Origin of the sequence: uncultured Vagococcus sp., from assembly GCF_963518325.1 — a bacterium.
Taxonomy (GTDB): domain Bacteria; phylum Bacillota; class Bacilli; order Lactobacillales; family Vagococcaceae; genus Vagococcus_D.
The window spans coordinates 189,382-211,422 of the sequence record NZ_CAUQJB010000003.1; the positions used below are offsets into that span (position 1 = coordinate 189,382).

The 22,041-nt window shown below is 39.7% G+C and carries 24 protein-coding genes; 18 read left to right on the forward strand and 6 right to left on the reverse strand.

Going from position 1 to position 22,041, the window contains the following annotated elements:
- The first annotated feature begins 17 nt into the window (after positions 1–17).
- The 4 genes from RWN13_RS04235 to RWN13_RS04250 all read left to right on the forward strand — a co-directional run bounded on the left by RWN13_RS04235 (position 18) and on the right by RWN13_RS04250 (position 3,225).
- The gene (locus RWN13_RS04235) at positions 18–383 is read left to right on the forward strand and encodes a DUF1304 domain-containing protein (protein WP_314060787.1); all 366 of its coding nucleotides are present in this window, start codon (positions 18–20) and stop codon (positions 381–383) included.
- Positions 384–563: 180 nt separating this feature from the next.
- On the forward strand, positions 564–1,157 hold the full coding sequence (locus RWN13_RS04240) for a glycoside hydrolase family 73 protein (protein ID WP_314060788.1): 594 nt from the start codon (positions 564–566) through the stop codon (positions 1,155–1,157).
- Positions 1,158–1,190: 33 nt separating this feature from the next.
- A complete protein-coding gene (locus tag RWN13_RS04245) occupies positions 1,191–1,838 on the forward strand; it encodes a response regulator transcription factor (RefSeq protein ID WP_314060789.1) in 648 nt (215 codons plus the stop codon).
- Positions 1,819–3,225 (forward strand): HAMP domain-containing sensor histidine kinase, encoded by a 1,407-nt coding sequence (locus RWN13_RS04250; RefSeq protein WP_314060790.1) that lies wholly within the window; start codon positions 1,819–1,821, stop codon positions 3,223–3,225. Before RWN13_RS04245 ends, RWN13_RS04250 begins: the two co-directional genes overlap by 20 nt.
- 47 nt (positions 3,226–3,272) lie before the next feature.
- Here RWN13_RS04250 and RWN13_RS04255 read toward each other — a convergent pair whose 3' ends face one another.
- Together RWN13_RS04255 and RWN13_RS04260 are read right to left on the reverse strand one after the other, a co-directional pair.
- A complete protein-coding gene (locus tag RWN13_RS04255) occupies positions 3,273–3,815 on the reverse strand; it encodes a dihydrofolate reductase family protein (RefSeq protein ID WP_314061008.1) in 543 nt (180 codons plus the stop codon).
- Positions 3,816–4,024: 209 nt separating this feature from the next.
- Complete coding sequence (locus RWN13_RS04260; RefSeq protein ID WP_314060792.1) at positions 4,025–4,249, reverse strand: helix-turn-helix transcriptional regulator; 225 nt, start codon at positions 4,247–4,249, stop codon at positions 4,025–4,027.
- A gap of 733 nt (positions 4,250–4,982) precedes the next feature.
- On the opposite strand from RWN13_RS04260, the gene RWN13_RS04265 reads away from it, so the two are divergent.
- The 10 genes from RWN13_RS04265 to RWN13_RS04310 all read left to right on the forward strand — a co-directional run bounded on the left by RWN13_RS04265 (position 4,983) and on the right by RWN13_RS04310 (position 14,618).
- Positions 4,983–5,351, forward strand: a complete 369-nt coding sequence (locus RWN13_RS04265; RefSeq protein WP_314060794.1) for a hypothetical protein — start codon at positions 4,983–4,985, stop codon at positions 5,349–5,351.
- A 27-nt stretch (positions 5,352–5,378) separates the two neighbouring features.
- A complete protein-coding gene (locus RWN13_RS04270; protein ID WP_314060796.1) occupies positions 5,379–5,876 on the forward strand; it encodes a hypothetical protein in 498 nt (165 codons plus the stop codon).
- Positions 5,869–6,144, forward strand: coding sequence for a nucleotidyl transferase AbiEii/AbiGii toxin family protein (locus RWN13_RS04275; RefSeq protein ID WP_314060797.1), 276 nt, complete (start codon positions 5,869–5,871; stop codon positions 6,142–6,144). Before RWN13_RS04270 ends, RWN13_RS04275 begins: the two co-directional genes overlap by 8 nt.
- Before the next feature lie 240 nt (positions 6,145–6,384).
- The gene (efp, locus tag RWN13_RS04280; protein WP_314060798.1) at positions 6,385–6,945 is read left to right on the forward strand and encodes an elongation factor P; all 561 of its coding nucleotides are present in this window, start codon (positions 6,385–6,387) and stop codon (positions 6,943–6,945) included.
- A 1,108-nt stretch (positions 6,946–8,053) separates the two neighbouring features.
- The gene (locus RWN13_RS04285) at positions 8,054–8,275 is read left to right on the forward strand and encodes a hypothetical protein (protein ID WP_314060800.1); all 222 of its coding nucleotides are present in this window, start codon (positions 8,054–8,056) and stop codon (positions 8,273–8,275) included.
- A gap of 504 nt (positions 8,276–8,779) precedes the next feature.
- Positions 8,780–11,182: a trans-4-hydroxy-L-proline dehydratase gene (hypD, locus tag RWN13_RS04290; protein WP_314060802.1), complete on the forward strand. Its 2,403-nt coding sequence runs from the start codon at positions 8,780–8,782 to the stop codon at positions 11,180–11,182.
- Positions 11,183–11,208: 26 nt separating this feature from the next.
- Positions 11,209–11,985: a glycyl-radical enzyme activating protein gene (locus RWN13_RS04295; protein WP_314060803.1), complete on the forward strand. Its 777-nt coding sequence runs from the start codon at positions 11,209–11,211 to the stop codon at positions 11,983–11,985.
- Between the two features lie 22 nt (positions 11,986–12,007).
- Complete coding sequence (gene proC, locus RWN13_RS04300) at positions 12,008–12,808, forward strand: pyrroline-5-carboxylate reductase (protein ID WP_314060805.1); 801 nt, start codon at positions 12,008–12,010, stop codon at positions 12,806–12,808.
- Between the two features lie 16 nt (positions 12,809–12,824).
- A complete protein-coding gene (locus tag RWN13_RS04305) occupies positions 12,825–13,139 on the forward strand; it encodes a pyrimidine/purine nucleoside phosphorylase (RefSeq protein ID WP_314060807.1) in 315 nt (104 codons plus the stop codon).
- Between the two features lie 297 nt (positions 13,140–13,436).
- The gene (locus RWN13_RS04310; protein WP_314060808.1) at positions 13,437–14,618 is read left to right on the forward strand and encodes an RtcB family protein; all 1,182 of its coding nucleotides are present in this window, start codon (positions 13,437–13,439) and stop codon (positions 14,616–14,618) included.
- A gap of 201 nt (positions 14,619–14,819) precedes the next feature.
- Here RWN13_RS04310 and RWN13_RS04315 read toward each other — a convergent pair whose 3' ends face one another.
- Positions 14,820–15,299 (reverse strand): MarR family transcriptional regulator, encoded by a 480-nt coding sequence (locus RWN13_RS04315; RefSeq protein ID WP_314060809.1) that lies wholly within the window; start codon positions 15,297–15,299, stop codon positions 14,820–14,822.
- A 123-nt stretch (positions 15,300–15,422) separates the two neighbouring features.
- On the opposite strand from RWN13_RS04315, the gene RWN13_RS04320 reads away from it, so the two are divergent.
- A complete protein-coding gene (locus RWN13_RS04320; protein ID WP_314060810.1) occupies positions 15,423–15,854 on the forward strand; it encodes a flavodoxin domain-containing protein in 432 nt (143 codons plus the stop codon).
- A 188-nt stretch (positions 15,855–16,042) separates the two neighbouring features.
- Here the strand turns inward: RWN13_RS04320 and RWN13_RS04325 are convergent, their stop codons facing one another.
- Positions 16,043–16,420: an isochorismatase family protein gene (locus tag RWN13_RS04325; protein WP_314060811.1), complete on the reverse strand. Its 378-nt coding sequence runs from the start codon at positions 16,418–16,420 to the stop codon at positions 16,043–16,045.
- A gap of 15 nt (positions 16,421–16,435) precedes the next feature.
- On the reverse strand, positions 16,436–17,005 hold the full coding sequence (locus RWN13_RS04330) for a helix-turn-helix domain-containing protein (protein ID WP_314060813.1): 570 nt from the start codon (positions 17,003–17,005) through the stop codon (positions 16,436–16,438).
- Positions 17,006–17,229: 224 nt separating this feature from the next.
- On the opposite strand from RWN13_RS04330, the gene RWN13_RS04335 reads away from it, so the two are divergent.
- The 3 genes from RWN13_RS04335 to RWN13_RS04345 all read left to right on the forward strand — a co-directional run bounded on the left by RWN13_RS04335 (position 17,230) and on the right by RWN13_RS04345 (position 21,339).
- Entirely contained in the window at positions 17,230–17,952 is a 723-nt protein-coding gene (locus tag RWN13_RS04335) for an ABC transporter ATP-binding protein (RefSeq protein ID WP_314060815.1), read from the forward strand.
- A 12-nt stretch (positions 17,953–17,964) separates the two neighbouring features.
- Positions 17,965–19,617 (forward strand): hypothetical protein, encoded by a 1,653-nt coding sequence (locus RWN13_RS04340; protein WP_314060816.1) that lies wholly within the window; start codon positions 17,965–17,967, stop codon positions 19,615–19,617.
- 129 nt (positions 19,618–19,746) lie between these two features.
- Positions 19,747–21,339 (forward strand): polysaccharide biosynthesis protein, encoded by a 1,593-nt coding sequence (locus RWN13_RS04345; protein ID WP_314060817.1) that lies wholly within the window; start codon positions 19,747–19,749, stop codon positions 21,337–21,339.
- A gap of 294 nt (positions 21,340–21,633) precedes the next feature.
- Here the strand turns inward: RWN13_RS04345 and RWN13_RS04350 are convergent, their stop codons facing one another.
- Positions 21,634–22,008, reverse strand: a complete 375-nt coding sequence (locus RWN13_RS04350; RefSeq protein ID WP_314060819.1) for a YbgA family protein — start codon at positions 22,006–22,008, stop codon at positions 21,634–21,636.
- Positions 22,009–22,041 lie beyond the last annotated feature (33 nt).

The following is a 22,041-nucleotide window of genomic DNA, read 5'->3' on the forward strand; positions in this document are numbered from 1 at the left end:
AAAAGGGAGGAATTAGCATGTCAATCGTCTCACTAATCTTATGCTTAATTGTCGCATTGGAACATCTTTATATCATGTATTTAGAAACATTTGCTACAGGTTCTTCAAAAACAGCGAAGACCTTTAATGTGTCGCCAGAGGAATTAAACAAACCGATGATTCAAACCCTTTTCAAGAATCAAGGGGTGTACAATGGGTTGTTCGCTGTGGGCATTCTTTATGCCTTGTTCATTTCAGCTAATAGTATTGAAATCGCCACGATGTTTATGATATTTGTCACTGTTGCCGCTGTTTACGGTGGTTTGACCAGTTCAAAGAGCATCATTCTCAAACAAGGTGGCCCAGCTATTTTAGCTTTAATCAGTCTCTTAATAGTTAATTAATCAAAAAACTGGTAGACTCGAATCAATCGAGCTATCAGTTTTTTTCTTTTGCCATACTGTTGTCACATTGATGATTTATGATAAGGGTAATCAGAGATGAGAGAAGGGCCATTATACTTGCAACGTTAGCTATTTCAGCGATAATGGACACTGGATCTAAAAGAAAGAGGCGGAATAAAGATGAATGCACAAATTAAAAATGAAATAAAGCGCAGTAGTTGGTTAATTGCTGTTTTAGTCATAATTGTGGCCATTATTGGCATAGTTAAACTAGTGGATAAACCGAAACCTAACTGGGAAAGTTATTATGATGAGTTGTACTCAACTGCCTATCAAGGGGAGTTTATTAACGAAGTAGCTGGGCCAGCCCAGAATTTACACGGGGAAACTCAGCTCTTTCCAAGTATTATCATTGCCCAGGCAATTTTAGAATCTGATTGGGGGCAAAGTGATTTGGCTAAGTCAGCCAACAATCTTTTTGGCGTCAAAGGTGAACATAATAGCCAATCTGTTATAATGAAAACAGATGAATATATTGACGGTGAGCGAATTACCATCGATGATCAGTTTAAAAAATACGACAATGTTCAGCAGGCGATGGAAGATCATCTGGCCTTTTTAAAAGGGGCGAGTTACCAACCGGTCCTAAGTGCCACTGATTATCGTGAGGCAGCCATAGCCCTGCAAGCTGGCGGTTATGCCACAGATCCCCGCTATGCCGATAAATTAATTGAATTGATCGAACAGTTTGAATTGAGTCAGTATGATTCCTAAATAAAAAGGCAATCATTCCTTGGAGGCGAGAGCATGAATATTTTATTGGCAGAAGATAATCCAGATATGCAGCACATCGTGAAGCGTTATTTAGAAAAAGAAGGGCATCAGGTATTTGTGGCTGACGATGGTCAGGCGGCCTTGGCTATTTTTTATGAGCAGCAAATTCATTTGGCGATTCTTGACTGGATGATGCCGAAAAAGAGTGGCCTGGAGGTCTTAAAGGAGATCAAGGCCCAAAGTAAGATTAAAGTTCTGATGCTAACAGCCAAGAATCTTCACGAGGATCAGTTGGAATCCTTAAAGCTAGGGGCTGATGACTATGTGACAAAACCCTTCCACCCCCAAGTCTTGTTGCTACGCGTCAAAAAACTTTTAGGCGTGGAAGAACAGGTGGCAATCGGTAAGGGCTTTTTTGATTTCCCTAAACGAGAGTTTCTTATAGACGGACAAGCTCTTGCTTTAACGAAAATCGAGGCGGATTTGCTGTTATTTTTTGTTCAACATCCTAATCAGATATTAACTAGAGAGCAGTTGCTCATTCACGTTTGGGGCATGGATTACGACGGGGATGACCGAACCGTAGATACCCATATTAAGCGATTGCGGGAAAAGATTGGCTTTGAAACGATTAAAACCATTAGAGGAGTGGGGTATCAGATTGAAACAGCGACAGTATAAAATCAGTATACGACTGAGTCTTATTCTTTTTGGTGTGTTAGCCATGGTCTTTATTGGTTTGCTGGTCTTAACACACTTTTTTCTGCCGAACTACTATGCCTTTCAAATTGATCAAAATGTGGAATTGGCCATGAAGGCGTTTAAAAAGGGGGACAGGGATCGGGAAGAGATTGAACAACTCTACGGGGTAACGATTGTCACCAGTGAACCAGATAAATTTGTCTTAGATGATCTGAACGATGATTTATTGCTAAAAATGAAGCGCAAGGGGATTGCCCTTAATCGGTTTTGGGTCAGTGAAGAGAGTTTAGAGGCTTTGGAAAAGGGGGCACCAGAGATTACTCGGAATTACGATCAACTAAAACAGAAGTCATCCTATCTTGCTAAGTTGGCTATTGTTGATCAACAAGTGGTAGTGGTAGGAAGGTCAATGGCCCATTTCTCTGAGACAGCGGCCATCATGAATCGCTTCTTTTTCATCTCACTAGGTTTGGTTTTAGTAGTGGGCATGGGTTTGATTTATTTGACGACTAAGCAGTTGTTAAAGCCATTAACAGTGATAAAGGAGAGTGCAGAAAAAATCGCAGAACTGGACTATGTGACCATCTCAGATTACCCTGCCAATGAATTAGGGGACTTGGCTCATAGTCTTAATGTCATGAGTGAAGCCTTGAAACAAAATCAAGCCCGCTTAAACCTGCAAAATCAACAAATTCGCCAATTAACAGCGGATTTAACCCATGAGTTAAAAACACCGATCGCTGTAATTCAGGCCTATGCTTTAGGGATTGAAGATGGCATCGATGATGGCACCTACCATCAGGTTATTTTAAAACAAGCGGAGCAACTGGATAAAATTGTTTCTGATATGCTAGCTTTCAGCAAGACTAGTCAATTGGATTTCCCACTAGTCCCTCTTGATTTATTAGCGATTTTAAAGAGTAAGCTGACTGATTTTGAGTCTTTAGCCCATCTAGAGAAAAAAGAATTGCGTGTGGCGGCTAATTTTGAATGGCAGAAGAAGAAAGCCGTTGTTCTAGGGAACGAGTATCTCTTAAGTTTGGTTATGGATAATCTATTAAGTAATGGGATTCGTTACGGGGGAAATGTGATTGAGATTAAGCTGGAAAAAGTGGGCACAAACTTGCAATTTGAGATAAGCAATCAGCTGCCTGAGAGCCACGAGACGTTGGTGGATCTTAGTAAACTTTGGCAACCCTTTGTTGTAGGTCAGGAGTCACGAAATAAAGAGTTGACGGGAACTGGTTTAGGTCTATCGATTGTGGAACATGCCTTGACTCAACATGGGACAAAGGGTGTGATTAACATCGATGATCGACGGTTCAGTGTCACGGTAGTATTTGAGTTAATTGAATCAATTCATTAACAAAAGCAGGCAAGCCAGTCATCTAATGATGGGCTTGCCTGTTTGTGTTATTTCTCTATTTTGCGATAATGCATCTCAACAAATTGTTGATAGCGATTAACGTCTACTAACTCAAGTCGCAGATCGGCCTGACTGTCAAAAAATAAAGGAATACCAGTTCCAAGAATGACCGGAGCAATTTGGATGTACCAGTCATCAATTAAATTGGCTTCAATCAATGGCTTGATTAAGGCACCGCCGCCAACTAACCAGATTCCTTTGCCTTCTTCTTGTTTTAAGGATTTGATAAAAGGCACAATGTCACCTGCCACATAGTTAACAGACGGCTCTGCCGGTGTTTGGCCAAGAAGGGCGTTTGAAAAGACATAATTGGTTTTATCCTTGTACATAAATTCAGGACCACTGTATTTGGAAAGGACTTCTTCATAGGTATGACGGCCCATAATCGTCGTGTCAATTTGCTGAATAAAATCATCATAGGCAGTGTCTTCACCACCTGGTGTCTCAAATAACCAATCCAATTGTTGGTCTTCCCGTGCTAAAAAACCATCTAGACTGATGGCGCCATAAAAAATAATCTTTCGTGTCATGATTTCCCTACTTTCTTTGATAATTAGTGATTGATTGTAGTCAACCTTTTTTAGCATTACAATTGCTTTTATCATTAATTTTCCTAGATAGTTCCTGTTAAGTAGTTACTATGCAATGCTTCGATCTCATTCAATTCTGAGTACTAAGATGTGAAGGTGAGCCAATAGACCAGTAGAACTATCTGTTCTAATTATATGATGATATATATCTATTTATTTTTCTTTGCATAAGGAGCTTTGCAGTCAGTGGTATTTACAAGATAGTCGATACTTGTTGAATAAAAGTTCGCTAACTTTATCAGAAATGGACTGGGAACATCTAATTTTCCAGATTCATAGCGAGAGTAAGTTGTTTGGCTGATATTTAGTAGCTGAGCAAGTTGTGCTTGAGTTAAATCATTGTCTTCACGCAATGCACGAATTCGGTTGTACATAAAATCACCTCATAGTTATTTTACTTTATGCGCTTTTAGCATATTGGTTTTTATGCGAATATCGCATAAAATGTAAGTGGAAATAGTTGGAATTTTGAGGATAGGGATTCTTCTGGTTCGTCAATCGTCTTAGATAATCACTGCGTTAGGGATATCAGGGAAGTCTATTCAATGACTGACTAAGGATATTCAACTTTCCAGTTTCATAACGAGAGTAAGCTGTTTAGATAACTTTTAACTATTAAACCAATTAATTTTTGGGTTAAATTTGAATCTTCACGAAACACACAAATTCAATCATACATAAAATCGCCTCATGAAGAGTTTATAGTATGATTGTTAACATAGCAAGCTTTATGCGAATATCGCATAATAAGTTGGAAAGGAGAAAAAGTTGAAGCTGATAAATACTTTTTTTGAAAACCAAGCAATTCCACTAAACAAGAAGAAAATTATGAGAGAGTTCCATTCACAAGCAAGAATCTTTCATACATTTTATGAAAGTTTTGAGTTCAGTATGGAAACTTTAGAACAGAAGATAAAACTCTTGCAAGAAAAAGAAAAAATTAGGCTATAGTATGAAAATGAGTGTGGAAAAACTCAATTTGTGTAAAACTATTTATTTCATTATTGGCATCATTTAACTTGGATAAAGTAACAATTAATTAATTTTTTGAGGTACGTTTTATCATTACCTCAAAAGTGTTATAGTGAGGTAACGGAGGTGGTAACGTTGTCTGGAAATGTTAATCTCACTTTAAAGACGATTTATAATGAGTTTGAGTTTATTGATCAATTGCAAAAAAACAATGGTGAAAATGAAGAAACCAAGAAACTTCCAAGTATTCAATTACCTTTAACCAAGCAAAAGTTGTTGCTAAAACAATTACAGAGTGCAGTTTTGGATAACGAAGAATTGCTAGCATTAGAGGCTATTCTAAAGAAAGCAATGACTGGTAAACAAATGGGGCAGCTATCTTATTTTGATACGTTTTTAACTTATTATTTGCATCATTCATCAGATTATATTGATGGAACCATGACAGTAGATGAGAAGACAGGCATAATTTATAAAATAGGGCAGCCCTTTGAAATCGAATAAAAAACAGAGAATGTTTTAAATGAGCAAATGTTTGAGAATGATTATGAAATCATTGTCCCTTTTGTTTTTAAAAAGGAATCTGCACCAGAAGATGTAGCGTTTATTTTGTCGAAAAAATATCCAAAACTGGTGTATTCACATGAAACAGCCCTTTATTATCATAGTCTGTCAGATGTTTATCCCTATTTTCTTCACGCTACGGTAGAAAACAACTATAATCCGAGACTAACTATTTACGGAGAAGAAATGAGCATTGTTAGATCAAGGCAATTGATTGAAAGTGAAGAAGTGGAATATGTTGCAACTAGTCTAGGAAATTATATACCGATTACCGATAGGGAAAGAACTATTTGTGACTTTTTCCATCAGAGATATAAGATGGATCATGATGTAAAGTCCAAAATTCTAAGTAAATACTTTTCTTCAACAGGTTATAGTCCTAAAAAGCTTAAGAGAAAAGCCAAAAAGCTAGGTGTATGGGAGAAGATGGAGCCGATTGTTGAGGTGTTGTTGAACTATGAATAATATGCGGTTTAAAGAGTTGAGAAAACAATATATGAAGAATCATCCTGAAATGACTGATGATTTATTTTCTGTTAAATTTGGTATTGAACGATTTTTATATCGATTGTCGATTTCTGAGTATCGCCACAATTTTATTCTAAAGAGCGGCTATCTGATGGGAATTATGTACTCAGAAGGCTTGCGATCTACTAAAGACTTGGATGTTTCTTTTCGTCATGGTGAAGGTAGCATGAGTAAAATATCTGAAGGAGTTGGAGTTGGAATTTAATCGTTAAAAAAGAAGAAAATAGTGTTATTGTGCCTGTTTAATGTCAGTGTTTTTTCTTCTTTTAAGATCAAAATTTATTCCAGCAAGCAGTTACCCCTAGAATAAGCGCCATAAGTTTGTTACAATAAGTGAGAATTGTTTTTGTTGGAGAGCTTTGAGAAATGAAGCACTCTACAGATAAAGAAGCCTGTTGTTTAGAGAAACTAAACGGCAGATTTTCAAGAAAAAGGAGATCATACTATGATAGCAATAATCGATCTAAAGGCCGGCATGACCTTTGAACAAGACGGAAAATTAATCCGTGTAATGGAAGCAAGTCATCACAAACCTGGTAAAGGTAACACTGTAATGCGTATGAAATTAAAGGATGTTCGTTCAGGTGCCACGACTGAAACAACGATGCGCCCAGATGAAAAAGTGAAAAAAGCGTTCATCGAAAACAAAGACGTTCAATATTTATATAGCCAAGATGATACAGCTAACTTTATGGATTCAGAAACATATGAACAATATGAAATCCCAACAGCGATCATCGAAGATGAACTGAAATTCATGTTGGACAACATGGAAGTTAAAATTCAGTTTTATGGCGATGAAGTAATCGGGATTACATTACCATCAACTGTTATTTTAGAAGTGGCTGAAACACAACCGTCAATCAAAGGTGCAACTGTAACAGGTTCTGGTAAACCAGCTGTTATGGAAACTGGTTTAGTCGTTAACGTTCCTGACTTTATTGAAGCAGGCGAAAAACTAGAAATTAATACCTCAGAAGGTACGTATCAAAAACGTATTAAATAACTCTCTAAAACAGGCGCTTGGGACTTTGATCCTAAGCGTCTGTTTAGAGACTATCTGTTTTCCAGAGGATGGCCATGGGATGTATACATCGTATCATTAATGATGCGCAGGATTGTTTGATCATGCTTCGACTAACGGTTAGTTGTATGAGGGGGAAAGTCCTGGTTTTTCTGATACAATAGTCGTGTGAAAATTTGAAAAAAAATCAAAAAGCTGATATACTAAATGTGTAAAAAGAGCCCTGCGTCAACAGGACTCCTAGTAGAACTGATAAAAGATCAGTGACTAGCCGGGAACAAGTAGCCATCCAGACTTGTCAAAGCTTAGAGGATGGTTACTTGTCTTGATTAAAACTCAATATCGCGATCACTAACAGTGCCAAACTAATGGCCAGTGTTAATGCTTCGAATACTGACATAGTATTCCCTTTCTTGAAAGAGTAAGGGAGTACTTATTTTTTTTATCATAAGCATCACCTCCTTTTGTGTGACAAAGGGAAGCTAGCCACCATCTGTTAACTTTTCTACAGGGTTATTTTATCATGATTTTGTTTGTTTTTTAAGTGTTTTATGTAATTAAGGCCAAAAAATAGCCCTCAGTTGGAGGCTGAGGGCAGGAGATTTTTATTTACTTTGGAGGAACCGTTGTTCTTATTGCTTTGCTACGTTGACCTTTATTTTAAGCGGTAAACCACTAAGAAATAAGGTTAGCAATTAGAGACAAGGGATACCATAGGGTAAATAATGAAAAAGTTTGTTAGGGTTGTTTGTTGGTATACATATATATTAACGTGCAAATATGAAGTAAGTGTGACGAAGATTAAACAATCACATGAAAGTTGTTTTGAGAAATGATTAATTAAGGTGAAGATTCTGAGTATATGACTTAGGGTATTTTTCGCGTAAAGTCAGTAAAATTCGACAAATAGACTCGTACCATTTGGTCTTGTTACCCAATCAAAGGTTACGATCTTATCAATAATCTTATAATAGCCGATAAGCTATCGAGAAACAACCGAAAGAGATTGGATTATGTCATATTTCTGTTAATGACCTCAGTGTGGAAAGGTATGGTGAAACAAAATGCATTAAAAAGTAGGTGATGCTAAATGTTTTATAACGGCTCGCTACTAGTAGGTGATAAAACTGCCTTTAAAACAGGTGAATACGAAACCTTGTTTGAATCGGATATGGCAAAAGAAGAGAAGACTTCATTTCATCGCGAAGTAGAGTCTTTTTTGTTGTCTAAAAAGAAATCCGTTTGTTCAAAGTTCGCCAAGCAGACATGTTGCAATGAATTAAAGAAGCTGAAAAAGAGGCTAAAAAATTAGACAAAAAAGTGGCTATTTTAACTAAATGCTCGACTGCAATAGTGGTGATGCCACGTTCAAACTGAGAGAGAAATCCGACTGATAGATTTAATGTTTAACTAAGATATTTTAGGGGATAGCCTTATTTTTTTTATTAATTCACCGATGTTATCCACCTTAAAGCTCCCTTTTTAACAGGATAAATAGTGTGGTTGTTTTCTAATACGTGTAAGAAAAAAGAATCGATTCTCTTAACCTATCAATTAGATGTTAAAAATGTTAAATAGGTAAGAGTGGGCAAATCTAAAGAGGCGTAGAAACTAACAGGTGAGGCCTAATAGTTGATGAAAAAGAGGCTTGAAATTTATTCTAAAGAATATATAATGAGTAGTGAAAACGATTTATTATTTATATGTGAAAAAATAGTGGTTAAGATTCATTTTAATGAAATATGTTGGGTGCTGCTTTATTTAGTTACCTATTTCACAATGGCTGGAATAGTGAGAAAAAGATAGGAGGAAAAACATGTCAACATTAACCTTAGAACCAACTCGTCGCGGCTCAACCGAAAGAGTCAAACGCCTGCGTCAGATTAGCGATCAAGAATGCACACCGTCAATTTCCATGGAAAGGGCGGTTCTTTTAACAGAGGCCTACAAAAAATATGAAGGAAGTTGTCCGACCCCTATACTAAGAGGGAAGGTCTTTAAGGACATCATGGAGAAGCGTCATCTTTATTTAGAAAAAGGGTCATTAATTGTCGGAGAAAAAGGACATAAGCCGTGGGCCGCACCAACTTTTCCAGAACTGTGCTGTCATACTATGGCAGATTTTGAGAATATGAATAAGCGTGAAAAGGTCTTTTTTAAGGTTTCGGAAGAAGATCGCCGAATTCAAGAAGAGGTGATTATTCCTTATTGGCATGAACGAGCCATGATGACACGGATGAACCGCTTATTGCCTGAGGAGTGGCATGGCTTGTTTGATGGTGGCTTGTATACCGAATTTCTCATGCAGCGTGGACCAGGGCATACGGTGGCTGACGGTAAAATATATCAGCGAGGTTTTCGTGATTACATCGAGCTGATTAACGACGAGATTGCTGAGTTGGATTTTAATCAGGACATGGAGGCTTTATCCAAAAAAGAAGAATTGGAAGGCATGAAGTTGGTCTGTGAAGGGATGATTATTATGGGGCAACGTTATGCGACATTAGCCCGAGAACTGGCAGCTGAGGAGTCGGATCCTCAGTGGCGCAAGGAGCTGCTGGAACTGGCTCAGGTCTGTGACGTGGTACCAGCCAATCAACCAAAAACTTTTAGACAAGCGATTCAAATGTATTGGTTTACTCATATTGGTGTGACTGTAGAAATGAACAATTGGGATGCCTATTCCCCTGGAAAATTAGACCAGCATTTGGAACCTTTTTATCATAAGGAATTAGCCGAGGGGACTTTGACTAGAGAAGAGGCCTTTGAATTGCTGGAGTGTTTATGGATTCAGTTTAATAACCAGCCTGCTCCACCAAAAGTCGGCATTACCTTAAAAGAAAGTGCGACCTACACGGATTTTTGTAACATCAACACAGGGGCTCTACGACCAGATGGCACTTCAGGGGTTAGCGACGTTAGTTACTTAATTCTAGAAGTCATGGATGAGTTGAAATTACTACAACCTAGTTCAAATGTCCAGATTTCTCGAAAAACACCGGAAAATTTTGTCAGAGAAGCGGCTAAAATCTCTCGCAAAGGATGGGGACAGCCTGCTTTCTATAATTCAGATGCCATTATTCAGGAATTGTTAAACATGGGCAAATCAATGGCTGATGCTCGGGAAAGTGGTGTGGCCAGTGGCTGTGTTGAGACGGGAACTGCTGGTAAGGAAGCGTATGTTTTAACCGGTTATTTAAATGTTCCGAAGATTTTCGAATTAGTTTTAAATCGGGGGTTTGATCCATACTCAAATAAGCAGATTGCCTTGGACTTAGGTGATCCTCGGGGATTTACTTCTTATAGGGATGTTTACGACGCATTTGAAAAGCAATTAAATTACGTGGTTGATGTTAAAGTGGCTGGCAACAATTTGATTGAGCGCATGTACATGGAGCATATGCCAGTCCCTCTGCTGTCAGTGATAACGGATGACTGTATTAAACGGGGACTGGATTACAACAGTGGAGGGGCCCGCTACAACACGAGCTATATCCAGTGTGTGGGGATTGCGACGATTACGGATTCTTTGTCGGTAATTAAAAAGCAAGTCTTTGAGGAAAAAAACTTAAGTATGGATGAGTTATTGGTGGCCTGTAAAGATAATTTTGAAGGTTATGACGACGTCTTTGAGCTGGTCCATAATGAGACCCCAAAATATGGCAATGATGATGATGCCGCTGATGACTTACTGAAAGAAGTAAATGTGACACTTCAACAGGTAATCGGTGGGCGTTCAACCCCTAAGGGAGCTAAAACGATTGTGGAGTATTTGCCTACCACCTGTCATGTTTATTTTGGGCAAGTTATGGAAGCCAGTCCTAATGGTCGCAAGGCAGGTATTCCTCTGCCAGATGGCATCTCACCTGAAAAAGGTGCTGATCGCTTAGGACCGACCGCGGTGATTAAATCTGCGGCCAAGTTGGATCAGCTCCAAACCGGTGGAGCCTTGCTCAATCAGAAGTTCACTCCTCAAGTAGTGGCGGGAGAAGAAGGCTTATCCCATATGGCGTCCTTGTTGAGAACTTATTTTGCCATGGATGGTCATCATCTTCAGTTTAACGTGTTTGAGAAAGAGACGCTGATTAAGGCTCAGCAAAATCCAGAAGAGTATGAGAATTTAATCGTGCGGGTAGCAGGTTATAGTGATTATTTTAATAATTTAGATCGAGCGTTGCAAGATGAGATTATTAACCGAACGGAACAAAATTTTGGCTAAGTAGCCAGTCAAGAAGAGGTGAGTAAATGACTGTGCCTTTGATTTTTAACATTCAAAAGTTTTCCCTTCATGACGGACCAGGCATTCGTACGACGATCTTTTTTAAAGGCTGTCCGATTCGTTGTGCTTGGTGTCATAATCCTGAGAGCCACTTGTATCAGTGTGAAAACATGCCGAAAAAAAATGGCAAAAGCGAACTGGTTGGTAAAGGTTATACACTGTCGGAACTGATGAAAGAAATTGAAAAAGATCAGCTTTTTTACGAACAGTCAGGTGGTGGTGTGACCCTTTCTGGTGGAGAGGTGATGACTCAGAATATGGCCTTTGTTGAGCCTTTAGTGAAACAGTTGAAAGGCAGAGGGATTTCAGTCGCAATTGACACGTGTGGGGTGGCCCCTTTTGCCAACTATCAGCGGTTATTGCCTTATGTGGATCTCTTTTTATATGATTTGAAGTTTGTTGATACCAACCTCCACAAGGCTTATACTGGGGTGACTAATGAGCTGGTTTTGGCCAATCTGAAACAGTTAAGCGACCATCAAGCGACGATTGATTTACGGTTGATATTGCTTGAGGGAATTAATGCTGACAATCAACAGATGACTGAAACGATGGCATGGTTAAAAACTGAAAAAATTTCAGTGACATCCGTTCATCTGTTACCTTACCATCAGTTTGGTAAAGAAAAGTATGAAAGATTAAATCGTCCTTGGGAGTCCTTTCAGGCGCCATCGGAGGAACGTTTGGCTGAGATAAAAAAACGATGGGAGGAAGAATATCCATCGGTTAAAATTGGTGGTTAAGCACCTAAAGTGAGGGAAAGAGATGACAGAAAAAATTGGGTTTATTGGTGCGGGCAATATGGGCCAGGCCATTATTAATGGTCTGTTGACAGCGGGACTGTATCTGAAAAATGAGATTATTATCTACGATGTTGAACCTTTAGTGGACAAGTTGACGGCAGAATTAGGGATTGGCAGAGCGGCCTCGGAGGCAGATTTAGTCAGACAGGTTGACCTGACCATCATTGCTGTTAAGCCGATTATGATGAGATCGGTCTTGTCGGCAATTAAAGCAGAGGTTGATGAATCGAAAGTCATCCTTTCGATTGCGGCTGGGGTGACCATTGAGACTATAGCTAATGAACTGCCTGAGGGGGCTAAGATTATTCGGGTGATGCCAAATACGCCAGCTTTAGTGGGTGAGGGAATGTCTTCTTTGTCGATTAATCAGTCTGTCACCAGTGATGAGCAGGACTCGGCTTTAAGAGTCTTCAGCAGCTTTGGCAAGGTTGAACTGGTGGAGGAATATTTAATTGATGCGGTGGTAGGCGTAAGCGGGTCGGCTCCCGCTTATGTTTATATCTTTATTGAAGCCTTGGCAGATGGAGCCGTTTTGGCGGGGTTACCTCGAGCACAAGCGTATCAGTTTGCAGCCCAAACCGTACTGGGGTCGGCTAAAATGGTCTTGGAGTCAGGCAAACATCCTGCTGAGTTAAAGGACATGGTCTGTTCACCAGGAGGGACGACAATTGCCGCAGTTCAAGCCCTTGAAAGTGGTCAGTTTAGGGCGACAGTTATGAATGCTGTTGTGGCAGCTGCTAAAAAAAATCAGGAGTTATCTTAAACAAGGGAGAGATCAGATGAAAATTAAAGGAACAATAGAGCCACAAGCCAATATCTATTTTGACGGTAAGGTGACAAGTCGAAGGGTTTATTCAGAGGATGGACTTTTGACCTTGGGTTTTATGTGCCAAGGTGACTATGAATTCAATACTGAGGCTAAAGAAAGAATGGAAGTAATGGCTGGACAGCTAGCCGTTTTCTTGGAGAATGACTGGCAAACTTATACAGTAGGGCAAACCTTTGAAATACCTGCTAACAGTCGGTTTCAAGTGAAGGTAGATCCTTATGTGGACTATAAGTGCTATTACCTTAAGGAGGAGCTTGACAATTAAGGGTTATTTCTTGTAAGATATGGAAGTACTTAAATAATAATGAAAGGAGGAATCGAGATGTTTAAACCAAGTATCAGTCAAAATCAGAAAAGTCTGCTTAGACGGAATGCCAGTGCGAAAACAGCTCGTTCCTTCTAACGATAGCAATATCAAAAGCCGCACTTTTCTGAGGAGAAGTGCGGCTTTTTGTGTCCAAAAAATTAGATGGGGTGAGACTTATGAGTGGAAAAGAAGAAGTTATTAGGAAAGAAAAAACTAGGGGACGAAGATTCCTCTAGCTATAGAAAGAGGACTAGCGTGATTACAATTAATGGAACATACAATGACGTACTGGTTTATACGGACCAGTTAGATAACAGCACCACAGGACAATTAAAGAGCTTAAGTGAATTAGCAAGCTTAAAGGACAGCCAGATAAGGATCATGCCAGATGTTCACAGTGGCACTGGCTGTGTCATAGGAACCACCTTAACACTCGGGGAGTCGGTGATTCCCAGTTTAGTAGGAGTCGATATTGGCTGCGGTGTTTTTGTTGTTAAGCTTGAGAAGAAAGGCTTAAAGAAAAATTTTGATAAATTGGAGCGTTTGATTCGCAATCGAATTCCTTCAGGGAAAGTCAGTCACCAGCAAGCTGTGGCAGAATTTGATTATGGTGACTTAAAGTCTCCTGTTAATTACAAGCAAGCCCGTCGTAATTTGGGAACGCTAGGAGGTGGCAATCATTTTATTGAAGTAGCCGAGGGCGTAGATGGTGTCTATCTAGTGATTCATAGTGGCAGCCGTTCATTGGGACAAGAAGTGGCTAACTATTATCAAGAAATGGCGTATGCCACATGCCTTCAAGAGCGTCGGGAAATGAAAGAGCTCGTTAAAAAGGACAAGCAATCTGGCAAGATAAGCGAGAATGAACCACTTAAAGGGGCTTATGAAGAGTTGACCTTACCGAGAGAACATGCCTATTTAACAGGCCAGGGAATGACGGATTATTTAGCGGATCTGGCAATTGCTCAGGCGTATGCCGCCAAAAATCGTCAGGTCATGGCGGAGACTATTTTAAAAGGCATGAAGTGGGATAAAAAAGTTTTGGACTCTTTTGATTGTCCTCACAATTATATAGATTTGGAACGAAAAATATTGCGGAAAGGGGCCACAGCGGCAGAACTAGGCCAACCGGTGATTATTCCCTTAAATATGCGTGATGGCAGTATTTTGGCTGTGGGAAAAGGTAATCCGAGCTGGAATCAGTCAGCTCCTCATGGTGCCGGCCGTCTGCTTAGTCGCTCGGCAGCCAGAAAACAATTATCCTTGGAGAAGTATGAGGGAACCATGAAGGGAATCTGGACCCAGTCTGTTTCCAAACAAACTCTTGATGAAGCTCCTGGTGCTTATAAAAAGAAAAAACAAATTTTAGGTTACATCGAAGAGACGGTTGACGTAAAAGAAATAATTAAGCCTCTTTATAATTTTAAAGGGAAATAATAAGAAAAGCTTGGTTGTTCTTATGGCTTTACGACAGTGTCCTCCATCTCTAACAAAATAAATTCGCAAGAATAACGGTAGCAATTAGAGAAGGGGCAACAAAATTTAGGCAGTGGTTGATGAGTTAAGCTGGACGTCAACTAGAATATAGAGAAAGTGCTCGTTTCCAATAACCAGAAGAAGACTTAGGTGTGTGATTTCCTAAGTCTTCTTCTGGTTATTGGCTTGCAGTTCTTCATCGAGAATGGCAACGGCATTGGTTAAAAAATGATTAATCACCGTAAGTTGCTCTGGCGTATAACGGTCTGCTAAGTTAAGCATTGACTGATTTAAGGATTCGTAGCTAGTTTTGATTTCTGTTTTTTCTTCGTAAGTCGGCACGATGATGACTCGACGGCGATCATTTGGGTCTTTTTCACGACGGGCATAACCAATTTTTTCCAAGCGGTCAATCAAAGCGGTAATGGTCCCTGTGGATAAGTCAGTCTTTTTACTTAATTCACCGGCGGTCATGGGACCAAGTTCGTTTAGTAGGTCAATGGAAATAAAATCGTTCCCCGAAATATCCAGTTGTTTAATGATTGATTGCTGGTAAAGAATGGTACGCGAGCCGAGAGCCCGCATTAAATCAGGCAATTGTTTAGCTAAATCCTCGGTGTGGTTGTCTTGATTCGTTGACAAAATAAGTGCCTCCCTTTATTATAAGAATATATCTCGTCAAACGAGATACTTTTTTAACGAGATAATCAATTGAATTATAGCAAATCAAGGTCATTACAGCAAGTTAATGAAAGGTGAATAGTCATGAAAACATTAATAATTTATGGTACTAAGTCAGGTGCTTCAGAAGAATGTGCCAAACTGTTAAGTCAGTTGATAGAAGACTCTAGGATTGCCAATGTGGAGGTTGAACAACCTGAGCTGGCAGATTTTGAACGAGTCATAGTGGGGGCGGGAGTTCGCAATGATAAGATGTATAAACCAATTCGAGACTATCTAAAGAAGCAAGAGGCGCATTTGTTGACGAAAGAATTGGCCTGTTTTTTATGTCATTCGAAACCAAAGACTACTGAAGAGGTGATTGTGGCTAGTATACCTGAAGGGGTTCGTCAAGGGGCAGTAGAGATTATGGCTTTTGGTGGTTATAAACCTAATTGGGTGCCTGTTAGTCCAGCAAATAAATTAAAAGGCATCGACCAAGAAAAAATAGCTGAGTTTGTTAGTAAACTCAGCTAGCATGGGCAAAATTATCGTGGGATTCTAGTTATTGGAAAGGAGTTGAGGTTATCTGAATCCCTTGTTTTTGGTAGAGAGCAAGCATCTTAGCTTTCGATTGTTGACTGGTGGCAAAGAGACCATTTTCAATAAAAGTCACCTCGTAACCGCGATTAAGTCCACCAAGAGTAGTTCGATAAATGCAGCCGCTAACATCTGCTCGGTGTTTTTGGAACATTTTTTTTAAAAAATTGAGCTAAAGGTTTGATTAAATCAGTACTGGGTGAACCTGTTTGCATTTGGCCGGCTGTTAACAAAGTATCTATTGGGTGTTTGTTAATGCTGTGAGTAATGAATATCACGTCCATCTGTTGGGAACCTTCAATGGTTTGTTGAATGGTGCTAATTAGTTTCTCTTTGTGCGTGTAATGTGGTTGATTGATGATTCCTTCCTGCATATCAATCACAAGGAGGGCCGAACCATCAACATTTGCAGAGCGCTGTTTTCCTCTGGTAGCGGCAGTTAAGTAGTGAAAAAGGCAACCTATTACTAAAAGTAGGGCGGGTATCATTAGAAAAATAAGCATTAAGTAACGCCTCTTCTATTCTGAATTTTTCTGGCTTGAAGACTGAGGGGGCGTAAAAATAACGGCCATCGTATGTAATGTTTGTTGGGTCTCTGGATCGGTAGATTTTGTTTGATAAGGTTTGACTACATTGGCTACTTCTTGGGCTAAGTCCTTTATCTCTTCCTCGTTGACATAGATAGGTGTCGCAGAGAAACCGGAACCATCGTGGATAATGTCGATGGAAGGTCGTTCTGAATAAGTCTTGAATTCGGCCATTAATTGAAGCGTAAAGCTACTCATTAATTGAAAATAGGCGGGACCGTTATTTTCATGTAACATGGCCTCGATATTTAGCCCGAAGGAGTCGTTTAGACCATAGGTTTTCTCTACAACTGCACGAACCTTCTTTTCTGATACCACTTTAAGAATGCCCTTTTTAGTCAGTTGCTTTAAGGTTCGGTAAAGTGTGGCTTGAGGGATGTCAGGTTGTTGTGCCATCAATTCTTTTGCCGTACAAGTTCCAAGTTGTTGAATGGTTAAGAGGATACTACTCTTGTTAGGGTTGATAAAGCATTCCATCAATTCTTTAGTAGTGAGAGCCATTTTTTACTTCCTTTCTATGTACATCCCGTAAAATAATTAAAACATGTTGTTCTACTAGTTGATCAACATAGTCACAATTATCTAAGAGGAACTATCTAGTTGCGTAATAGGCGATTTTATCAAAGAAAAAAATCCTATTTGTCCTTTTTTTATATTATCATTGTAATTATGTTATCATTTTGATAATATATAGTCAACAGCTTTTATGGAAAGAAGGAAGACAGATGTTAAGGATAATTAACTTTAGTAAAACCTATAAGGGTGGAAAAAAAGCGGTTGATGCCATTAGTTTACAAGTGGAAGCTGGGGATATTTTTGGCTTTATCGGTCACAATGGTGCTGGTAAAAGCACGACAATCAAAGCGGTTGTGGGTGTTTTGGATTACGAAGAAGGGGAAATTTTAATTGACGGGTATTCCATGAAGGAAGAACCATTAATTTGCAAACAGCAATTAGCTTATATTCCTGATAATCCTGACTTGTACGAGCATTTAACTGGAATTCAATACTTGAATTTTATGGCTGATATCTTTGGAGTATCAGCTAGTAGTCGGGAAATGGGGATTAAAAAATACGCCGATAGTTTTGAGATGACCCCTAATTTAGGGGATTTAGTCTCTTCTTATTCCCATGGGATGAAACAAAAATTGGCCATCATTGCCGCAGTTGTTCACGAACCTAAGTTACTTGTTTTAGATGAACCCTTTGTTGGCTTGGATCCGAAAGCAGCCGTTGTCTTAAAACAAATCATGAAGGAGTTGTGTCAAAAGGGCAGTGCGATTTTCTTTTCGACACATGTCTTGGATGTGGCTCAAAAGCTCTGTAATAAAGTGGCCATGATTAATCATGGAAAACTGGCTTTTGCTGGAACTATGGAAGATATGTTGTCAGAAAAAACTGGCGGCAGTTTGGAAGATATCTTTATGGATATTCTTAATCAAGAGTAGGGGGAGGATATCATGACGACAAGGACACAAAAAAGAAATGGCTTTTTTTTGACTTGGTTATTGGTTAAGAATCGCCTATTAGCTCAAACGGGACTAAACGTCTTCCGCTATGAAACAGACCTTAAGAAAAAGCGTAATAAAAAACTAATGGTGGCTGTGATTGGGTTGTTATTGCTGATGCTTGTGGGGTATTTGACAAGTATGGCAGTAGGGTATGCGCTTATCGGATTAAATGACTTAACTCCAGGGATTGCCTTGATGATCTGTAGTGTCATCACTCTCTTTTTTACGATTTTTAAAGCTAACGGGGAATTATTTGGGTTTAATGATTATGAATTAGTCATGTCACTACCGATTTCAGCTCGAGAGATTATCAATAGTCGGTTTATCAATATGTATCTTTGGAATACCTTTATCAGTGTCTTGGTAATGGGGCCGATGGGGGCTGTTTATGGCTGGTATGGCCGACCAGACTGGTATTTTTATCCTCTATGGCTAATAGGTATCTTTTTAAGTAGTTTAATTCCAACGACTATCGCCGCTGTCATTGGGGCAGGAATTACTGCTATTTCAACCAAGTTTCGTTATGCCAATGTTGTGGCGACCGTATTATCTTTTCTGCTAGTGATTGGGATTCTAATTGGCAGTATGAGTTTAGGTTCAGTTAATTCTTCATTAGGAGGTTTAGTAGACGGCTCTGGTAACTTTGATATCTCAGCATTGTCATCATTGGCACCTGTCATCTCAGATGTGATTAACCGTGTGTATCCACCTGCGGGTTTATTTACGGCTGGCGTGGTAGAGGGTCAGTTTGCGAAATATCTGTTGTTTGCGGGGCTGTCGATTGGGTGGTATTTATTATTTGTTTATCTCTTATCTTTGCGTTACCAGCAAATCAATACAGCCATTACCTCAAGAGCCAATCGGGCCAATTATCAATTGAAGCCGTTAAAGCAAGTGAGCATGGTAAGTGCGTTGTACAAGAAGACCATGTTGCGCATTTTAAAAAGTACGGTTGTGGCGACCAATCTGTTAATGGGGTGTATCATGGCGATCATTGCCGCCGGTGCCATGTTGGCGGTTGGCCCGGAAACAGTAGCTCGAACACTGGAAATGCCGGGGATATTACCGATTTTGAAAAGTGCGGCCCCCTTTGTGATTGGGGCCATGGCGAGCATGACTAATACGGCATGTGTGTCGCTGGCTTTGGAAGGGAAGACGATCTGGGTGATTAAGTCGCTACCAATTTCTTCCAAAACCTTGTACGATAGTTATTTATTAGTTAACTTAAGCTTTACGCTACCAACATCACTGCTTTGTTCGGCCCTAATGGGTGTGGCCCTTAAACCTAACTTATTGGAAACGGTGGCTCTTTTTGTGACACCTCTAGTGTTTGTCGTTGCTACAGCCGTCATTGGTCTTTTGATTGGCAATCGACTGGCTTATTATGATTGGCAGGAGGAAACGCAGCTGATTAAGCAAAGTATGATGAGTATGTTAGGCATGCTTGGTGGTTTGGTTGTCGTCGGTCTAGCCGGCGTGGTTGTTAACATCGGTATTATTCCAATTGAACCGATTCTTTTAACCTTGATTATCAGCCTCCTTGTAGGGATTCTAACAGTTATTCTATACTTAAACGAAAGACATCGTCCGATTAAGGCATAGGCGTTTCGCCAGAAACCTTGAGGTGAGTTCCGAGTGATTAGTTTAAATCTTTGTCAAACTCTCAAAAAAGAATTGTTCAAATCGGCTTAATCTGCTAAAGTAGATAAGTTGAGAAGGAGAGTAGGTAAGATGAAAAAGAAATTAGTTGTTGGCACATTTTGGTTGTCATTCGCTAATATGTTCTCCAAAATATTGGGCATAATCTACATCATTCCTTGGTTAGCCATGATGGGCAGCCAACAAGAAGGATTGGAGGCGCAAGCTTTATATAACGTGGCCTATGTGCCTTATGCCTTATTTCTAACTCTTGGGACAGCTGGCTTTCCAAGCGCCATTGCTAAGCAAGTGGCAGAATACAATGGCAAAAATAATTTTCGAACTAGTTTAAATGTACTGAAAGTCAGCGGACTACTAATGGCTGCAACTGGCATAGTCTCGGCATTGTTAATGTATGTCTTGGCACCTGTTTTAGCGAGAAATAGTCCGGTTAGTAATATTGAGGACGCGATTATGTGTATTCGATCACTGTGTCCATCCTTAGCAATTATTCCCATTTTAAGCGTGTTTCGGGGGTTTTTTCAAGGAAATAATGATTTAAAACCTTTTAGCTTATCGCAAATCTTAGAGCAATTCGGTCGGGTCGTCTTTATCTTAGGCTTTACCTATTTTATTTTGCAAGTTAATCAGGGCAATATTGCCGAAGCAGTCAAGCTCAGTACCTTTGCCTCTTTTATCGGTGGGGTGTTAGCACTCTTATACCTTGTAATCTACGTCTACCGAAGACGTCAGCAGTATCGCCGGAAAATAAGTGAGAGTTTACCCGTGCTACCTGTATCGGTCAAACAATTAGTGAGCGCCATAATCAAAGAATCGATTCCTTTTGTGATTATCGGTTCAGCCATTACCTTAACTCAGTTGATTGATCAGCTGATGTTAAAGGAAATATTAATAGCAAAAGGTGGCTTTACCCTCAAGGAAATTGAATTTTTATTTAGTCAGTCATCAGCTAATCCCAATAAGTTAACCGCTTTGGTAATTGCGTTAGCGGCTTCAGTTGGCAGCGCCTCGTTACCGTTAATCGCTGAGATAGGAAAACGTAATCGCAGTGAATTAGAGGGGGCAGTGGCTGATAGTCTGCGCATGACGTTAATGATGTTAATCCCAATGGCAATTGGTTTGATGGTCTTAGCGCAACCGGCTTATCGTTTGATTTTTGGTCCTGATAAGCAAGGAGGGAATTACTTAGTCGTAGCTATTTTTGCGGCAGTGGCTTTTTCTTTGTTTGCTACTGTTTTTACGATTATCCAATCTCTGGGGGAACATCGTTTGGCTCTTAGCTATTTTGGTTATGGCTTGCTGGCTAAGGTGATCTTGCAAGTGCCTTGTATTTATTTCTTGGAGGGCTATGGAGCGAATGTGGCGTCAACCCTTTCCTTTGGATTGATTACCATCATGGCTTATCAACGTTTAGTACATCAATACGCCATTCGACCGTTGTATTATGTTCGCCGTAATATCGGCAGAGTTCTTGCTGGTAGTGTGATAATGGGAATGGTTTGTTATGTGGCAGGCCGTGTGTTACAGCAATATCTGGTTTTGAATTCATGGATGGCTAGTCTTCTTTATTCACTGATGGTAGCCAGTATTGGCATTATGGTCTATGGTCTGATTGTTTTCCGAAAAACCGCCAAGCATTATTATGTCGCCTATAAAAATAAATAAAGAGGCTGGGACTATTGTCCCAGCCTCTGATACTTTTACGAACATTGTGCGATAAACGCGCTCCAAAAGTCTGCTTGTTTCGATCTCAACAAATTCTAAATGCTGCCGTTATTCTTAGGTCTTTAGACTTTAGAGGTGAGGGACACTTTACTTCGTTTCGTTATCCTAAATTTCGAAGCAAGTAAACTTGCAGGAGTGAAGGTATCGTAACTTATGCAGTGCTGGGAGCATGTGTTTATCTGTGACGAGTTGTCCAACGAGGAAACAAAATGACTGTATATCCCAGCTTGTGTTTTATGGGAAAAGGAGTTTAGACTGTTGCAAATAATCGATCTGATAGTGCGTCGCTAGGTTGCGTAATAAAGGGGCGACCTCATCCCTTGTTAAGGTCAGACTAGCTAATGTTTGTTGGAAGACCTTCTTTTCATCGGCCGTGGCGACTCTTTTAAAATAACCCCAGACATGCTGATAAGCATTTCTCAGACTACCAAGAGTGGGGTTAGTCCTTTGAGCTTCTTCCAAGAGTGAGTGAAACTGGGCGTCTTTTTGGGGACTCCATTGATTACCTGAAAAAAGTTGACGAATATCGTTGTATTGTTGTTGAGAACGGGACATGACGTAATACTTCCAAGTGGCCCATTCTTGTTGAATGCGTGCATCGATTGACATTTAATCCTCCTTTTGATTGAAGTTTAGGTTTAT

Excerpts from the sequence above, each read along its gene's own strand:
- RWN13_RS04235 (WP_314060787.1), top strand. The coding sequence starts at position 18 with ATGTCAATCGTCTCACTAATCTTATGCTTAATTGTCGCATTGGAACAT.
- RWN13_RS04240 (WP_314060788.1), top strand. The coding sequence starts at position 564 with ATGAATGCACAAATTAAAAATGAAATAAAGCGCAGTAGTTGGTTAATT.
- RWN13_RS04245 (WP_314060789.1), top strand. The coding sequence starts at position 1,191 with ATGAATATTTTATTGGCAGAAGATAATCCAGATATGCAGCACATCGTG.
- RWN13_RS04255 (WP_314061008.1), bottom strand. The coding sequence starts at position 3,815 with ATGACACGAAAGATTATTTTTTATGGCGCCATCAGTCTAGATGGTTTT.
- RWN13_RS04260 (WP_314060792.1), bottom strand. The coding sequence starts at position 4,249 with ATGTACAACCGAATTCGTGCATTGCGTGAAGACAATGATTTAACTCAA.
- RWN13_RS04270 (WP_314060796.1), top strand. The coding sequence starts at position 5,379 with ATGTTTGAGAATGATTATGAAATCATTGTCCCTTTTGTTTTTAAAAAG.
- RWN13_RS04275 (WP_314060797.1), top strand. The coding sequence starts at position 5,869 with ATGAATAATATGCGGTTTAAAGAGTTGAGAAAACAATATATGAAGAAT.
- efp (WP_314060798.1), top strand. The coding sequence starts at position 6,385 with ATGATAGCAATAATCGATCTAAAGGCCGGCATGACCTTTGAACAAGAC.
- RWN13_RS04285 (WP_314060800.1), top strand. The coding sequence starts at position 8,054 with ATGTTTTATAACGGCTCGCTACTAGTAGGTGATAAAACTGCCTTTAAA.
- hypD (WP_314060802.1), top strand. The coding sequence starts at position 8,780 with ATGTCAACATTAACCTTAGAACCAACTCGTCGCGGCTCAACCGAAAGA.
- RWN13_RS04295 (WP_314060803.1), top strand. The coding sequence starts at position 11,209 with ATGACTGTGCCTTTGATTTTTAACATTCAAAAGTTTTCCCTTCATGAC.
- proC (WP_314060805.1), top strand. The coding sequence starts at position 12,008 with ATGACAGAAAAAATTGGGTTTATTGGTGCGGGCAATATGGGCCAGGCC.
- RWN13_RS04305 (WP_314060807.1), top strand. The coding sequence starts at position 12,825 with ATGAAAATTAAAGGAACAATAGAGCCACAAGCCAATATCTATTTTGAC.
- RWN13_RS04320 (WP_314060810.1), top strand. The coding sequence starts at position 15,423 with ATGAAAACATTAATAATTTATGGTACTAAGTCAGGTGCTTCAGAAGAA.
- RWN13_RS04325 (WP_314060811.1), bottom strand. The coding sequence starts at position 16,420 with ATGCTTATTTTTCTAATGATACCCGCCCTACTTTTAGTAATAGGTTGC.
- RWN13_RS04330 (WP_314060813.1), bottom strand. The coding sequence starts at position 17,005 with ATGGCTCTCACTACTAAAGAATTGATGGAATGCTTTATCAACCCTAAC.
- RWN13_RS04335 (WP_314060815.1), top strand. The coding sequence starts at position 17,230 with ATGTTAAGGATAATTAACTTTAGTAAAACCTATAAGGGTGGAAAAAAA.
- RWN13_RS04340 (WP_314060816.1), top strand. The coding sequence starts at position 17,965 with ATGACGACAAGGACACAAAAAAGAAATGGCTTTTTTTTGACTTGGTTA.
- RWN13_RS04345 (WP_314060817.1), top strand. The coding sequence starts at position 19,747 with ATGAAAAAGAAATTAGTTGTTGGCACATTTTGGTTGTCATTCGCTAAT.
- RWN13_RS04350 (WP_314060819.1), bottom strand. The coding sequence starts at position 22,008 with ATGTCAATCGATGCACGCATTCAACAAGAATGGGCCACTTGGAAGTAT.